The 15,174-nt window shown below is 32.9% G+C and carries 14 protein-coding genes; 13 read left to right on the top strand and 1 reads right to left on the bottom strand.

Translation table 11 applies throughout. The annotated features are described in order from the left end of the window. Positions 1 to 3: 3 nt before the first annotated feature. The 13 genes from B3040_RS00070 (at position 4) to B3040_RS00010 (ending at position 13,754) form a co-directional block, all read left to right on the top strand. Positions 4 to 1,224, top strand: coding sequence for an ABC transporter permease (locus tag B3040_RS00070; RefSeq protein WP_291569225.1), 1,221 nt, complete (start codon positions 4 to 6; stop codon positions 1,222 to 1,224). A gap of 79 nt (positions 1,225 to 1,303) precedes the next feature. Next, positions 1,304 to 2,713 carry a HAMP domain-containing sensor histidine kinase gene (locus B3040_RS00065; RefSeq protein ID WP_291569224.1) on the top strand — a complete coding sequence of 470 codons (1,410 nt, stop codon included), beginning with the start codon at positions 1,304 to 1,306 and terminating at the stop codon, positions 2,711 to 2,713. 16 nt (positions 2,714 to 2,729) lie between these two features. Further along, positions 2,730 to 3,422 carry a response regulator transcription factor gene (locus B3040_RS00060; protein ID WP_291569223.1) on the top strand — a complete coding sequence of 231 codons (693 nt, stop codon included), beginning with the start codon at positions 2,730 to 2,732 and terminating at the stop codon, positions 3,420 to 3,422. Between the two features lie 488 nt (positions 3,423 to 3,910). After that, on the top strand, positions 3,911 to 4,804 hold the full coding sequence (locus B3040_RS00055) for a cation diffusion facilitator family transporter (protein ID WP_291569222.1): 894 nt from the start codon (positions 3,911 to 3,913) through the stop codon (positions 4,802 to 4,804). Between the two features lie 246 nt (positions 4,805 to 5,050). Beyond that, complete coding sequence (locus B3040_RS00050; protein WP_291569221.1) at positions 5,051 to 5,362, top strand: PTS lactose/cellobiose transporter subunit IIA; 312 nt, start codon at positions 5,051 to 5,053, stop codon at positions 5,360 to 5,362. A 406-nt stretch (positions 5,363 to 5,768) separates the two neighbouring features. Beyond that, a complete protein-coding gene (locus B3040_RS00045; RefSeq protein WP_017415460.1) occupies positions 5,769 to 6,077 on the top strand; it encodes a PTS sugar transporter subunit IIB in 309 nt (102 codons plus the stop codon). Between the two features lie 54 nt (positions 6,078 to 6,131). Beyond that, positions 6,132 to 7,424, top strand: a complete 1,293-nt coding sequence (locus B3040_RS00040; RefSeq protein WP_291569220.1) for a PTS sugar transporter subunit IIC — start codon at positions 6,132 to 6,134, stop codon at positions 7,422 to 7,424. 165 nt (positions 7,425 to 7,589) lie between these two features. Then, positions 7,590 to 8,498, top strand: coding sequence for an N-acetylglucosamine kinase (locus B3040_RS00035; protein WP_291569219.1), 909 nt, complete (start codon positions 7,590 to 7,592; stop codon positions 8,496 to 8,498). 11 nt (positions 8,499 to 8,509) lie between these two features. Further along, positions 8,510 to 9,607 carry a DUF871 domain-containing protein gene (locus B3040_RS00030; RefSeq protein WP_291569218.1) on the top strand — a complete coding sequence of 366 codons (1,098 nt, stop codon included), beginning with the start codon at positions 8,510 to 8,512 and terminating at the stop codon, positions 9,605 to 9,607. Between the two features lie 13 nt (positions 9,608 to 9,620). Then, positions 9,621 to 10,820, top strand: a complete 1,200-nt coding sequence (nagA, locus tag B3040_RS00025) for an N-acetylglucosamine-6-phosphate deacetylase (RefSeq protein ID WP_291569217.1) — start codon at positions 9,621 to 9,623, stop codon at positions 10,818 to 10,820. Positions 10,821 to 10,976: 156 nt separating this feature from the next. Beyond that, positions 10,977 to 11,708 carry a glucosamine-6-phosphate deaminase gene (nagB, locus tag B3040_RS00020; RefSeq protein WP_291569216.1) on the top strand — a complete coding sequence of 244 codons (732 nt, stop codon included), beginning with the start codon at positions 10,977 to 10,979 and terminating at the stop codon, positions 11,706 to 11,708. Positions 11,709 to 11,725: 17 nt separating this feature from the next. Continuing rightward, entirely contained in the window at positions 11,726 to 13,429 is a 1,704-nt protein-coding gene (ptsP, locus tag B3040_RS00015) for a phosphoenolpyruvate--protein phosphotransferase (RefSeq protein ID WP_291569215.1), read from the top strand. A 67-nt stretch (positions 13,430 to 13,496) separates the two neighbouring features. After that, positions 13,497 to 13,754: an HPr family phosphocarrier protein gene (locus tag B3040_RS00010; RefSeq protein WP_291569214.1), complete on the top strand. Its 258-nt coding sequence runs from the start codon at positions 13,497 to 13,499 to the stop codon at positions 13,752 to 13,754. 224 nt (positions 13,755 to 13,978) lie between these two features. On the opposite strand, the gene cls is transcribed toward B3040_RS00010, so the two are convergent. Then, a partial coding sequence (gene cls / locus B3040_RS00005) for a cardiolipin synthase (protein ID WP_291569212.1) occupies positions 13,979 to 15,174 on the bottom strand: 1,196 nt, incomplete at its 5' end.

The raw sequence follows: 15,174 nt of genomic DNA, 5'->3' as shown, positions 1-15,174 counted from the left end.
ATTATGAATTTTCTAAGTAACCTGTCAGAAAACTTTAAAATGGCTGTAGATAGCATTATTTCAAATAAGATGCGCTCCTTTTTAACTATGTTAGGTATAATTATAGGTATAAGCTCAGTAATTGCTATTGTGGCATTGGGGCAAGGAGGACAAAGTACCATTACAGGTGAGTTTGAAAAGATTGGTTCATCTACAATAAATATTTCTGTTGATGGAACCAAAGCTTCTAAAAGTGATTCTATTACTTTTGAAGATATTAAACAAATTAAGAGTAACGTGGAAACTGTTAAATATATTGCACCTAGTATATCAAAACAAGGGGTAGCAGTATCTGAGGCTCTTAGTAAAAGAGCTAGTATCACAGGTACTAATACTGATGGCTTAATAATACAAAATATGGAGTTTGTATATGGGAGACCTTTCAATGAAAGGGAGTATCTTGAGGGAAAAAACATAGTAATTTTAGATGAAGTATCAGCAAAGCTTCTCTTTGGATATGAAGATGCTGTAGGGAAAAGTTTAAAGATAGGTTCAAATGCATCTCCAATTAAAGTAACAGTTGTTGGAGTTACAAAATCTATTATGGGAGACTTTGGGGTTGATATGAGCCAAAGACCTGCTCTAATGTATGTACCAGCGACCTTACTCCAAAATATGTACTCTAGTGAGTTTTCCTTAGATAAAATAAGTGTTATGGCTACAGATAAATCCACTTCAGAGAATGCAGGCAGTGGAGCAATAAATATCCTTGAAAGTAGGCATAATAATAGGGGTAAGGATGTATATAAGGCACAAAATGCCTTAAATCAATTAGATCAAATTAATAACATATTAGGAATTTTCACAGCTTTCATAAGTGCTGTAGCAGCTATTTCATTACTAGTGGGTGGAATTGGAGTAATGAATATTATGCTTGTTTCTGTAACTGAAAGAACCAGGGAAATAGGAATTAGAAAGTCAATTGGTGCAACAACTAATGCAATCTTACTTCAATTTTTAACTGAATCTGTTATAATATCTCTAATTGGGGGAATTATTGGGATGATAATTGGTATTTCGGGAGCTTATATACTAGGAAGTTTCGCAAATATAACTCCAAGGCTTTCTACTGAAGTTATTGTGGGAGCTATATTATTCTCCTCAGCAGTGGGAATATTCTTTGGGATTTATCCAGCGAGAAAGGCCGCTAATCTAGATCCAATAGAAGCTCTAAGATATGAATAGTAAAATGGTTTTAGTTAAAATAGAAAGGAAATAATTATACATGACTATAAAATCAAGGTTAAGGCTCACATATATAGCTATGATAATAATTCCATTTATTCTAATAGCAGTAATAAGCAATATTTTTCTTAATCATGTGGTAGGAAAAGTAGAGGAGGGTAACGCTAGTAAATTTGAAAAAAATACTTATAAACTTTTTACAGAAGTTATAACCTCAAACAATAAGTTTCAAAAAAAGGTAAATAGACAAATATTACAGGATCCTGACAAAATTGTTGAAAGTGAATACTTACTTGAATTAGAAAAAACCTCAACAGTTAGTAACACAGGAATTGTGCTAGTAGTAAATAATAAAATAATTTATGAGTCAGAACTTGTTAAAGATTATATTAAGGTGGAAACTTTGCCGCCCTTTAATTCAGAGAAAAAAGGTCCACCAGGAGAAGGTTTATACATTTTAGGACAACAAGACTTTTACTTAAAGGATGGTAGCGAAAGTAGTATTTTTTATATTGTTAATTTAGAGACTTTTAAAAGAATTTATAGAGAAAGTTCCCTTATAATTTTAATTTTTTCTTTAATTATACTAATACTTACCAATATGATGTTAAGTTATTGGACTTCAAGAACTTTAGTGAAACCTTTGAAAGAGTTAGAAAAGGCAGCAAATGAAATAAAACAAGGAAACTTAGATTATAATATTAAGATTAATTCAAAGGATGAGATAGCACAACTCAGTCAGACCTTTGAAGAAATGAGATTAAGACTAAAGGAATCCTTAGAACTCCAACAGCAATATGAAGAAAATAGAAGAGAATTAATTTCAAATATATCTCATGATTTAAAAACCCCTATTACATCTATTAAAGGGTATGTGGAAGGTATAAAGGATGGTGTAGCAGATACACCAGAGAAGATGGATAAGTATGTTACCACTATATACACTAAAGCTATTTACATGGATAATTTGATTAATGACTTATTTTTATTCTCAAAGCTGGATTTAAATAAGGAAAACTTTAAATATCAAAAAGTTGATATGGTAAGCTATATAAAGGATTGTGTAGATGAAATTAGCTTTGATATAGATACATCAGAGGTTGAGCTAGCCTCAATTTTGCCTGAAAAATTAATATATGCAGAAATTGATGTCCAGCAAATAAAAAGAACCATAATGAATATTGTTGGAAACTCTATAAAGTATAAAAAAGATGAAAAGTTAAAGGTAGATATAGTTCTAAGTGAAAGCAAGGATTATATTACAGTTGAAATAAAAGATAATGGTAAAGGTATACCAGCGGAATCACTATCCTATATTTTTGAAAGATTTTATAGAAGTGATGTATCCAGAGGAACAACTGTGGGAGGAACAGGACTGGGGCTTGCTATAGCTAAGAAAATTATAGAAGAACATAAGGGGAAGATTTGGGCTGAAAGTGAGTTAGGTGAAGGAACTTCAATTTTCTTTTCCTTGAAAAGTATTAATTGACAAGGTGGATTAAATTATGAAAAAGATTTTAATAGTTGAAGATGATATAAGCATAGCAGAATTAGAAATGGATTATCTCGAAATCAATGGTTTTTCTGTGGATATTGAAAATAGTGGAGACACTGGGTTACTTAAAGCAAAAAGTGGAGCTTATGATTTGATTTTATTGGATTTAATGCTACCCAATATGAATGGCTTCGAAATCTGCAAAAAGTTGAGAAGTGAAGTTGAAATTCCAATAATTATTGTTTCAGCAAAAAAAGAAGATGTAGACAAAATGAGAGGTCTTGGGCTGGGAGCAGATGATTACATAACAAAGCCCTTTAGTCCTAATGAACTTGTGGCAAGGGTTAAAGCTCATATTGCTAGGTATGAAAGGCTTATGGATAGAAATAAGTCAACAAATAAAAATCTAGTGGAGATTAAAGGCATTGCCATAGATAAAATCGCAAGAAAAGTATACGTAAATGGTGATGAAACTGAATTTACTTTAAAGGAATTTGACCTACTACTTCTTCTAGTTAGTAATCCTAACAGAGTGTTTACTAAGGAAGAGCTATTTGAAAGAATATGGGGCTTAGACTCCTTTGGTGGTGTTGCCACAGTAACTGTACACATAAGAAAATTGAGAGAAAAAATTGAGTTTGATCCCTCTAACCCTGAATATATTGAAACTATTTGGGGTGTAGGTTATAGGTTTACCGCTTAATTAATTCTAGGTTTATTGAAAAATTTTAATTAAGCTCATCAGGATTACNNGTAATCCTGATGAGCTTAATTTGATTAATTAGCATTAAAGATATTTAATGCCTATTTAGAAAATTACACTAATCTTTAAAGTGCTATGTTCCCTTTAAGGATTTTTCGTTGCAACCTAAGTTATTGTGTTAATAGTGAAATACCAAGAAGTTTATTATTATGAATTTACTGCTAAAGTTTAACTGAAAGCTAGGGGATTTCTTAAGTATAGAATAAATAGAGCAAAACAACCATGGTAATGAGTGTCAATATTCATGGGAATTCAATATCAATTGAGAATAGATATTGAAACCAATGTGTTGACAATACTAGGATTGTAGGTATAATATATTTATAATATATTATTAATTGAGAACATATTTTTGAATGTTGCATATTAATAGTATATATGGTTAAAAACAACAATACTTTAGTAATCAAAAAAAGAGGGGTTAAATTATGTCATATAATAATCTAGAAAGAGTTAAAAAAGTGCTAATTATTATACTGTTTGCAAATATTTTTGTAGCAATATTAAAAATACTTATTGGTAGCATGATAAAAAGCACAAGCCTTTCAGCCGATGGCTTCCATTCGCTTTCAGATGGTTCTTCTAATATAGTTGGGCTTATTGGTATATGGTATGCAGCAAAACCTATTGATGAGGACCATCCATACGGTCATAGGAAATTTGAAACATTAGCAAGTCTTTTTATTGGAGGAATGCTTACTTTTGTTGGAATTAGTGTTTTAATTAGTGCAGTTCAAAGATTTTTTACTCCAAGAACTCCAGATATAACTTTAGAGAGCATATTAGCTCTAATTTTAACCTTAGCAGTGAATGTATTTGTAAGTGTGTTTGAATACAGAGAGGGAAAGAAATTAAATAGCTCAATATTAATATGTGATTCCTTGCATACAAGGTCTGATATATATGTTTCTATTGGAGTACTGATAACTCTTTTAAGCATACGACTTGGATTGCCAGCAGTGATTGATCCTATTGCATCAATAATAGTAGCTATATTTATATTTCATGCCGCTTATGAGATATTTAAGGAAAATAGTGCAGTTTTAGTAGATAGGGCTGTTGTTGACTCAGAGACAATTAAAAAAATAGTGCTTAAGTTTCCTGAGGTTAAGGATATTCATCGAATTAGAAGCAGAGGAAGAAATGATGAAATCTTCATAGATCTTCATATCAAGATTGACTCAAATAATACAGTTGAACAATCTCATAACCTCATGCACAATATTGAGGATGAAGTGAGAAGAGAAGTCTGTGAAAACACTCAGCTTATTGTTCACCTTGAACCATACTACCCCTTAGAAGGTTCAAGTGAAAGTATATAGTTATCCTAGTAAAAAGGTAGGATTAATACTTTAGTGTTAGGTAAAGATGAGATAAGTTACAAAGAATATATGAAATATTAAAAAATCAGATGAAGGTTATAGCATCTGATTTTTTTTATTTAAATTATATTTATACCCACTTAATAGTACACTTTCTGTTTTGGCATAGATATTGCTATAATTATTAGTATAAGTAGGAAATAATTTGAGTTTATTTAATAAACAATTTGAGAGAGGATGATGGACATGAATTACCAGGAGGTAATGCTGCAAATTATTATTAATGGGGGAAATGCTAGAAGTTATTCTATGGAGGCAATTCAGCTTGCCAAAGCTGATAAGGTAAAAGAAGCAAGAGAGGTATTAGTAAAAGCTGGTGAAGAGTTAGCTAAGGCACATATAGCACAAACAAAGCTTATTCAAGATGAGGCTTCAGGAAATACCATAGAGATTACTCTTCTTATGGTTCATGCACAGGATCATCTTATGAATGCTATTACTGTAAAGGATCTTGCACAGGAATTTGTAGATATGTATGAAAGATTTTCGAAACAGTAAAACACTAAAGAAAAATAAAATAAAACACTAGTGAATTTACGAAAACACTAAATAAAAAGAAAAACACTAGGTGAATTTTAAAACACTAAATAAAATTTCAAGATTATTCAGTTAACAATAAGGGATACTAGCATACAAATTGAAAAATTATTCTTCTTTAGTGTGTTGGCACAGAAATTGCTATTTAATATTTATAGATAAAGGTTTCCAAGTTGAATTCAATACATGAATTTATAAAGGAGTTTAGGGAATTAATTTAATCTTATTTATTATTAAGTCTTTAAAGGTTTTTTAGTGAATTTTAATTTATTGACTTTGTGGATATTTAAGGAAAACAAAGTAAGCTCCTGTAAAGTTAATAGTTTGATTTTGGTAGCCAATAAAAAATAGGAAAGGGAGGGATTAGATGAAAAGGATTACTCTAGTATGTGGAGCAGGAATGTCTACAAGTCTTCTTGTGGTTAAGATGGTTGAAGCAGCTAAAAAACTTGATATAGAAGCTAAGATAATAGCTGTGGCTGAAGCAGAGTTAAAACATCATATTGAAGATACAGATGTGCTGCTTCTTGGACCACAAGTAAGATTTTTACTGAGCAAATACAAAGGTGCTTATGAACCAAAGGGGATAAAAGTTGATGTTATAAACAGCATGGACTATGGATTAATGAACGGGGAGAAAGTTTTACAACATGCCTTAACTCTTTTAAGTCAGTAATTATTTAGCCATTGGCTAAGGAATTTATAAATATTAATCACGGGGGGAATTTTAATGAAAAGAGTCATGGATTTTCTGGAAAAGTATTTTGTACCTTTTGCAGGTAAAATTGGTTCACAAAGACATCTAGTGGCTATACGTGATGGATTCGTTGCTATTATGCCTTTAATCTTAGTAGGCTCTTTAGCAGTACTTTTTAACAATTTTCCAATACCAGGCTGGGGAGACTTTATGAAGGGAATCTTTGGTGAGAAGTGGAACTCTTTTGGAGGTACCTTATGGAATGGAACCTTTGCAATTATGTCCTTATTAGTTGTATTTACTATAAGTTACAATCTTGCCAAATCCTATGAAAAAGATGGTTTAACAGCAGGGGTTGTATCTTTTGGTTCTTTATTGATGCTCTATGCAGGATCTGCTAAGGATTGGGCACTTCCTTATGGATACCTTGGAGCACAGGGATTATTTGTTGCCTTGTTTGTTTCACTTGTGGCAACAGAGCTTTTTGTTAAGCTTATGGGGAATAAAAGGTTGGTTATTAAAATGCCTGATGGGGTTCCACCAGCTGTTGGCAGATCCTTTGCAGCTTTACTTCCATCTTTAATTGTTTTAGCAATCTTTGGTGCCTTAAAGATACTTTTAGATTTAGTTGGAATTCCAGATATACATCAGTTTATCTTTAAGTTAATTCAAGAGCCACTACTAGGACTTGCAAGTAGTTTACCAGCAGCCTTGTTAGTAGTTTTCTTAGTTCACTTGCTTTGGTTCTTTGGACTTCATGGAACAAATATACTTCTACCAATTACAAGTGCTTTATTCTTACCATTAATGGAAGCTAACGTTAAGGCTTTCCAAGCAGGTCAAGCAGCAGAGAATATAGTAACTTCCTCATTCTTTGACACCTTTGTATACATGGGTGGTGCAGGTAGTTCTATTTGTCTTCTAATAGCTATATTAATAATAGGAAAAAGACAAGAGAATAAGGCAAAGGCAAAGCTTGGAATAGCTCCTGCAGCTTTCAATATTAATGAGCCAGTATTATTTGGTATGCCTTTAGTACTAAACCCAATTTATGCTATTCCTTTTATTTTCCTACCTGTATTGCTTACAATTATAAGTTATGGTGCCATAGCTATAGGCCTTGTTCCAAAAACCATAGCTATAGTTCACTGGACAATGCCACCAATCATAAGTGGATTCTTAGCAACAGGATCAGTAATGGGGATAATTCTTCAATTAGTAAATATTTGTATAGGTATTTTAGTTTATATGCCATTTGTTATGGTTGCTGAAAAACATGCTAAGGAATTAGAATTTAAAGGTAATTCAAATTCTATGAATCTATAGTAATCTGTAAAATATAAAAGGTCTAAAAACTCTAACAGGAAACTGTTAGAGTTTTTTACAAACACAAGGACAGTTTTAAAATTTATTTAATTAATAAAGTAATGGGTAACACCATAGATATATTAATAGCTACATATTAATAACCATATAGGGTAGGTGATTTTGTTGGATTATATTATAGGTATAGATGGTGGAGGTACAAAGACTGAGGCTGTGGCATATACCTTGGAGGGGGAAGAACTGAGCAGGTCAAACACAGGTTTTAGTAATATCCTTATAAATAAAAAGCAGGCAATGGAAAATATTATTACTTCCATAGAACAGTGCAGTTCAAAGCTTCCTAAATCCATGGAGAATAAGGAATGCAAAGCCATATATTTGGGGATGGCTGGAGCTGAAAGTGAAGATTCAAGTACTTTTATTACAGATACTTTGATAAATAGGTATAAGGTTAAGGTTAAGGTGGTTAATGATGCAGTAATAGCCCTTGCTGCTCTTTTAAAGGGTGAAGATGGAATTCTCACTATTTCTGGAACCGGTTCAATAAGTTATGGAGTTAATCAGGGAAAAGCCAAGAGGGCTGGAGGCTGGGGACATTTACTTGGGGATGAAGGTAGTGGATATTTCATTGCCATAGAGGCTTTAAAACTTATGACCTTAGAGGAGGACTTGGAACTGAAAAAAAGTAATCTTTCAAGAGTTTTATTGAAGGAAATGAGCATAGAAAATAGAAAAGAAGTAATATCCTTTGTTTATGGATCAACAAAGGGTCAAATTGCAGCCTTAGTTCCAGCAATAGTTAAATGTGCAGAAAATGGAGAAGAGTCCGCTATAGAAATACTTAAAAGAAGCGGAAGGGATCTAGCTGATACTACCTTGAGGGTTTATAAAAGTCTTGGCTTTAAGGAGTCTGTAACCGTTGGAATAAAAGGAAGTATTTTAACTAAGGTACCAATTGTGAAAAGTGAGTTTGAGAAGGCCTTAAAGGAGAATATAAGATCTGTAGCAATAGTTGATAAAGAAGTATCACCAACTTTAGGAGCTTATTACTTAGCTTTAAAAACATTAATTTAGGAGGGATTTACATGAGGAAGTTAGGTGTTTCAATATACCCAGAAAAAGCAACTTTGGAGGAGAATTTAGCTTATTTGAACCTGGCTCATAGCTATGGTTTTTCAAGAGTTTTTACTTGTTTGTTATCGGTTCAGGGAGACAAAGAAAAAATCATTGGTGAGTTTAAGGAAATAATTAATGAAGCTAACAAATTAGGCATGGAAGTTATTGCAGATGTTAGTCCAAATGTGTTTGGACAGCTTGGAATAAGTTATAAGGACTTAAGTTTTTTCAAGGAGCTTAACGCTTATGGTATCAGGCTGGACTTGGGTTTTAGTGGTATAGAGGAATCCATAATGACCTTTAACCCCTATGGATTAAAAATAGAAATAAATATGAGTAATGGAACAAGGTATTTAGAGAATATAATGAGCTATAAACCAAATGTTGAAAATTTAATTGGTTGTCATAATTTTTACCCACATAGATATTCAGGTTTAAGTTATGACCATTTTATAAAATGCAGTAAGCAGTTTAAGGATTTTGGTATTAGAACTGCAGCTTTTGTGTCTTCGAGGAATGCAAGTTTTGGTCCTTGGCCAGTAAATGAGGGACTTTGCACCCTAGAGCAACATAGAAAGCTTCCAATCACGCCTCAAGCTAAACATTTATTTGCAACTAATTTAGTAGATGATGTGATAGTAGCTAATTGTTTTGCATCAGAGGAGGAGCTTAAAGCTTTAGGGGCCTTAAATCGCAATATTATAACTTTTGATGTAGAATTGGTGGATAATATTCCATCCATTGAGAGAAAAATAGTTTTGGAAGAGTTTCATTTTAATAGGGGAGATGTTTCAGAGTATATGATTAGATCAACCCAAAGTAGAGTGAAGTATAAAGGTCACGAATTTATTCCCTTTAATTGTGCAGATATAAAAAGAGGGGATTTACTTATTGATACATCCTTATATGGACATTATTCTGGGGAACTTCAAGTTGCACTTAAGGATATGAAGAATTCAGGAAAAACTAATGTGGTGGGAAGAATAAATAAGGATGAGCTATTTCTCTTAGATTTTATAGAGCCTTGGCAAAAGTTTGGGTTTACTGAGAGTATAAAAGAGCTTTAGGGAAGGTGAGTATATGAAAGCAATAATAAATGGAAACATCATAACAGAAAATGCTGTGCTTAAAAATAAAGCTCTTATTTATGAAGAAAAAATCATAGATATCCTTGATGAGGATAAAATAACTATGGATTCCAATGGGAATTACTTTATGGTGACTTCTTTTAATAATAACTATGAAGAACATAAGTACAAGAAACTAGAGATTATTGATGCAAAGGGACAATATGTTGGTCCAGGACTTATTGACATTCACATCCATGGTTCTGGAGGACGAGATACTATGGATGGAGAAATAGAAGCCCTTAAGGTAATTAGTAAAACCATAGCTAAAAATGGAATAACAGGATTTTTACCTACCACTATGACGATGGATAAAGAACATATTTATAAAGCTTTTGAGGTTATTAGAACTGCCATGAACAGTGAGATGGATGGAGCAACTGTGTTAGGTTGTCATGTGGAAGGGCCTTTTATCAATAAAAAGTATAAAGGGGCTCAGAATCCTAACCATATAATGAGACCAGACTTTAATTTTATTAAGGATTACTTAGACATTATAAAAATTATAACCCTTGCTCCAGAAAAAGATGAAAATCATAATTTTCTTAATAAGGTTAGTAAGTATAAGGAGATTGTGCTTTCCATAGGTCATACAAATGCAACTTATGAGGAAGCTATGAAAAGCATTGAAAGTGGAATAGGTCATGCTACCCATCTTTTTAACGCAATGACTCCTTTAAATCACAGGGAACCAGGGGTTGTTGGAGCGGTATTAGGCAGTAATATAACCTGTGAGATTATAGCAGATACAATTCATGTACATCCAGGGGTTTTTCCTATGTTAAAAGCAGTAAAAGGAACAGATAAACTGGTGCTTATAACGGATTCCATGAGAGCAGGGTGCATGAAAGAGGGGATTTATGATTTGGGAGGACAGGAAGTAACCGTTAAAGATAATTCAGCTAGGTTAAAAGATGGAACCTTAGCAGGGAGCGTTCTTACCTTAAATAAGGCAGTGAAAAATTTCTATGAGCACAGCAACATAGAACTATACGAAGCAGTTAATATGGCTTCTTTAAACCCAGCTAAAGTTATTGGTATTCACAAGGATAAGGGTAGTTTAACCATTGGAAAACATAGCGATATTATAATTTTTGATAATGCTTTTGAGGTTTCAAAAACTATAATTAATGGTAGAGAGTTAAAACTGTGAAGGGTTCAATAGGGAACATCTGATTTTCTTCAGGCATTTTAGAAGAGAATTTAACATAAAGAAGTTGCCTTTGCCATGCAAAACTTAAGATTCTATCTAAAGGGGAGGAAAGAATAATCCTTCCAAAAGGCCATTTAGAGGTAGGTGATATGAAAAGTGAGAATTATAATAGGGGAAAATTATAGGGATATGAGTAGAGTAGCTGCAGACATGATGGCAAGTCAAATTATATTAAAGCCAGAAAGTGTCATTGGATTGGCTACAGGTGGAACACCCATAGGTTTTTATAAGGAGCTAGTTAGTTTGCACAACCAGGGAAAGTTTAGTTTTAAACAGGTAAAAACCTTTAATTTAGATGAGTATTATGGTTTAGATAAAAACAACCTGCAAAGCTATCATTACTATATGGTGGAAAATTTATTTAAGCACATTGACATAGATTTAAATAATATAAATATTCCTGATGGAACAGCGAAAGATATTGAAGCAGAGTGTAAAAGTTATGAAGCTAAGATAAAAAATGCTGGTGGAATTGATATGCAATTACTTGGCATAGGCATAAATGGACATATAGGTTTTAATGAGCCAGACATAAAATTTGAAGCTATAACTCATTTAGTAAACCTTGATGAGGAGACTATAGAAGCAAACTCAAGATTTTTTACTTCTATAGAAGAAGTTCCTAGAAGTGCTATTAGTATGGGAATAAAAACCATAATGCATGCAAAAAAAATTATTCTTCTTGCATCGGGAAGTGAAAAAGCTAAGGTTATTGAGAGAATGCTTAATGGACCAATAACTCCAGATTTACCTGCTTCAATTTTACAACTTCATCCTGATGTAACTTTAATTGTGGATAAGGAAGCTGGGGAGTTAATAAGAGAGTAAAGTAAGGGGGAACAGTTTTGATTAAGGGGATTGGGGCATCAAGTGGAGTATCCATAGGAAAGGCCTTTATAATAAAGGAAGATAAACCTAAAGTTGAGAAAAGAAAAATTGAAAATACAACTTCAGAAATAGATAGATTTAAATCAGCAATAATTACAGCTGAGGAGGAAATAAAAGCTATAGTGGAGCTTACAAATAAAACCCTTGGAGAGGAAGAAGCTGAAATTTTTGAAGCTCACCTTTTAATACTTCAAGACCCAGAGTTCCTTGGAGCAGTTGAGTTGAAGATAAGTTCTGAGGGTGTCAATGCAGAATTTGCACTTGAAGAAACCATTAATATGTTTGTTTCTATTTTTGAAGATATGGGCAATGAATATATGATAGAAAGAGCAGCAGATGTAAAAGATGTGGGCGGCAGAATAATGAATCTACTTTTGGGAGTTAAAACCATAGCTCTAGGAGATATAAAGGAGCAGTGTATAATTGTAAAAAAAGATTTGACCCCTTCGGATACTGCGCAAATGAATAAGGAAAAAGTCTTAGGGTTTGTTACAGGAGTTGGAGGCAGAACCTCTCACTCTGCAATTATGGCAAGAACTTTAGGCATCCCAGCTGTAGTGGGGGTAGGTTTAGCTATAGAGGAAATTAAAGAAGGAGACCTTTTAGTAGTCCATGGAGATAAGGGAGAAGTAATTATAAATCCAGAGGAAGAAGTTTTAGTAGAGGTTAAGAAGCTACAAGAGGAAATTTTACAGGAAAAAACTTATCTTATGACTTTAAAAGCTTTAGAAACCATAACTTTAGATGGAAGAAAAGTAGAATTAGCTGGAAACATTGGAAATCCTGAAGATGCAAAACAAGTTTTAGCTCTTGGTGGACAGGGAGTAGGACTTTTCAGAACAGAGTTTCTTTACATGGATAATAATAGTCTCCCAACTGAAGAACAACAATTTAAGGCTTATAAGGAAGCCTTAGAAAATATGGGGGGAAAAGGGGTTATCATAAGAACACTGGATATTGGTGGTGATAAAAAATTACCCTACTTACCCTTAAAAGAAGAGTTAAATCCTTTCTTAGGCTATAGAGCTTTAAGATTGTGTCTTAAGGAGAAGGATATATTTAAAACCCAGTTAAGAGCACTTTTAAGAGCTTCTGTTTTTGGAAACTTAAAAATAATGTTTCCAATGGTTTCTTGTGTTGAGGAGATAAGGCAGGTTAAGAGTGTTTTAGAAGAAGTTAAAAAGGAACTAAAAAAAGAGGGGTTAGGTTATAAAGAATCTATAGAAATAGGAATAATGATTGAAATTCCTTCAGCTGCAATGATTTCAGATTTACTTATTGAGGAAGTGGATTTTTTCAGCATAGGGACCAATGATTTAATACAGTATACCATAGCTGTAGATAGAATGAATGAGGAGGTTTCTTATCTTTATAATCCTCTTCATCCAGCAGTTTTGAGACTAATTAAACTAGTAATCGATAATGCTCATAAAGCAGGAAAATGGGTAGGAATGTGTGGAGAGATGGCTGGAGATTTAAAAGCTATACCAATATTAATTGGTATGGGACTTGATGAATTTAGCATGAATGCCCCATCTATCCTTAAAGCTAAGGAACTAATTAGGAAAGTAAGTTATGAAGGTTGCAAAAATGTAGCTGAACAGGTTGTACTAATGGCTACCTCAGAGGAAATTGAGGAGTATTTAAGGGAAACAAGTTAAGGTCAGATATAAGGTAAGAGATTATCTAGGTTACCTATAATTTAATATAAGAATACGGGGGGATATTATGTTTAAACAAGAGGTTATAGTTAAAAATAAGATTGGACTTCATGCTAGGCCAGCAGCAAAGGTTGTAGCAGAAGGCAATAAGTTTAAAAGTGATATGAGAATAAAAAAGGGCGATAAAGAAGTTAATATGAAAAGTCTTCTAGGGGTTCTTAGCATTGGGGCTATGTGTGGTGATGTGATAGCTATTGAGGCTGAAGGTGAAGACGAAGTGGCAGCAGTAGAGGCAGTGACAAAATTAATAGAAACTCTAGAATAAAAATATTGAAATAGTAATTAAAGGGACGTTGAAAACAAATTTTTATGAAGTTGTTTTCAATGTCCCTCTAAGCTTAGAAAAATAAAGGGGATACTCACTGTACATTTTCATGAATTATGAGATAGCCACTTGCTTTTAATTATAACCCTATAGGATTAGACTATTTATTTATTATAATTTCATTAAGTTTTCAACTCTTATGATCCTACTTTAAAGTTTAAATTTTATAATAATGGAGATAAAAGCCTACATAAGCCTTCTTTAATTTTAGCTCTACGTCCTCTTAAGTCATAAGCTTCTTTTGTAAGTAATTTGCTTGAATCTATATCCTTCTCAAAAATATCATTACACTTATTTGAGAATTCAGTATTATAAATAAAGGTGTTAATCTCAAAGTTAGAAGAAAAACTTCTAACATCCATATTTGCAGTACCTATGGAAGTAACCTCTCCATCTATCACAATCATTTTTGAATGAATAAACCCTTGATATAAATACACCTTTATCCCATAGGATAAAATATCATTTAGATACGAGTTGGTTGCATGGTGTACTATGGTATGGTCTGCAATTGAAGGCAGCATTATCCTAACATCAACTCCAGATAGGGCAGCAATTTGTAACGCCTCAAGGAAGGGTTCATCTGGAATGAAGTAAGGGGTTTGGATAAATAATTTTTTCTTAGCAGAATTAATCATTTTTATGTATCCCCGTTTAATTTGTTCTCCGCTAACATCAGGTCCGCTAGAGAGTACTTGCAATCCAATCTTCCCTTGTGGTTGCATTGGAGGGAAGAATTTACTCAAAGTAGCTGCATCGGTATCTTCTTTAATTTTTGAAGCATAATACCAATCCATTAGAAATCTCTCTTGAAGAGCATACACAGAAGTACCTGTAATTCTTAAGTGAGTATCTCTCCAAGGGGTAAGCTGCTTATGAAGACCTAAATATTCATCTCCAATGTTCATGCCACCTATATATCCAATCATTCCATCAATAATAACAATTTTACGATGGTTTCTATAATTTACACGGGTATAAGTTCCAAGACTAAGAGGGAAAAATCTGCAAACACTTCCTCCAGCCTTTATTAAATCACTAAACATTTTTTGAGGAGTAAGAATACTACCAACATAATCATAGAGAAGACGAACTTCCACACCTTCTTTAGCCTTTTTGGTTAATAGGCTTACAACCTCACAGCCAATACCATCATTATTAATAATATAATAGAGCATATGTATGGTGTCCTTAGCATTTTCTATATCTTTAAGTAAGGAATTGAACTTATCTGTACCTTTAGTAAATATATCAATAGTATTATCCTGATAATAAACACTATTACCAGCACTATAATTCATTGATATAAGCCCTTGGTATTTGTGTGTACTTTCGTCTATATATAGGGTTCCTTGGCGAA

The sequence above is a fragment of the Clostridium sp. UBA4548 genome (genome assembly GCF_002387895.1).
Taxonomy (GTDB): Bacteria; Bacillota; Clostridia; order Clostridiales; family Clostridiaceae; genus Clostridium_J.
The sequence above is the reverse complement of the archived record's forward strand: the minus strand, read 5'-3'. Positions and strand labels throughout refer to the sequence as shown.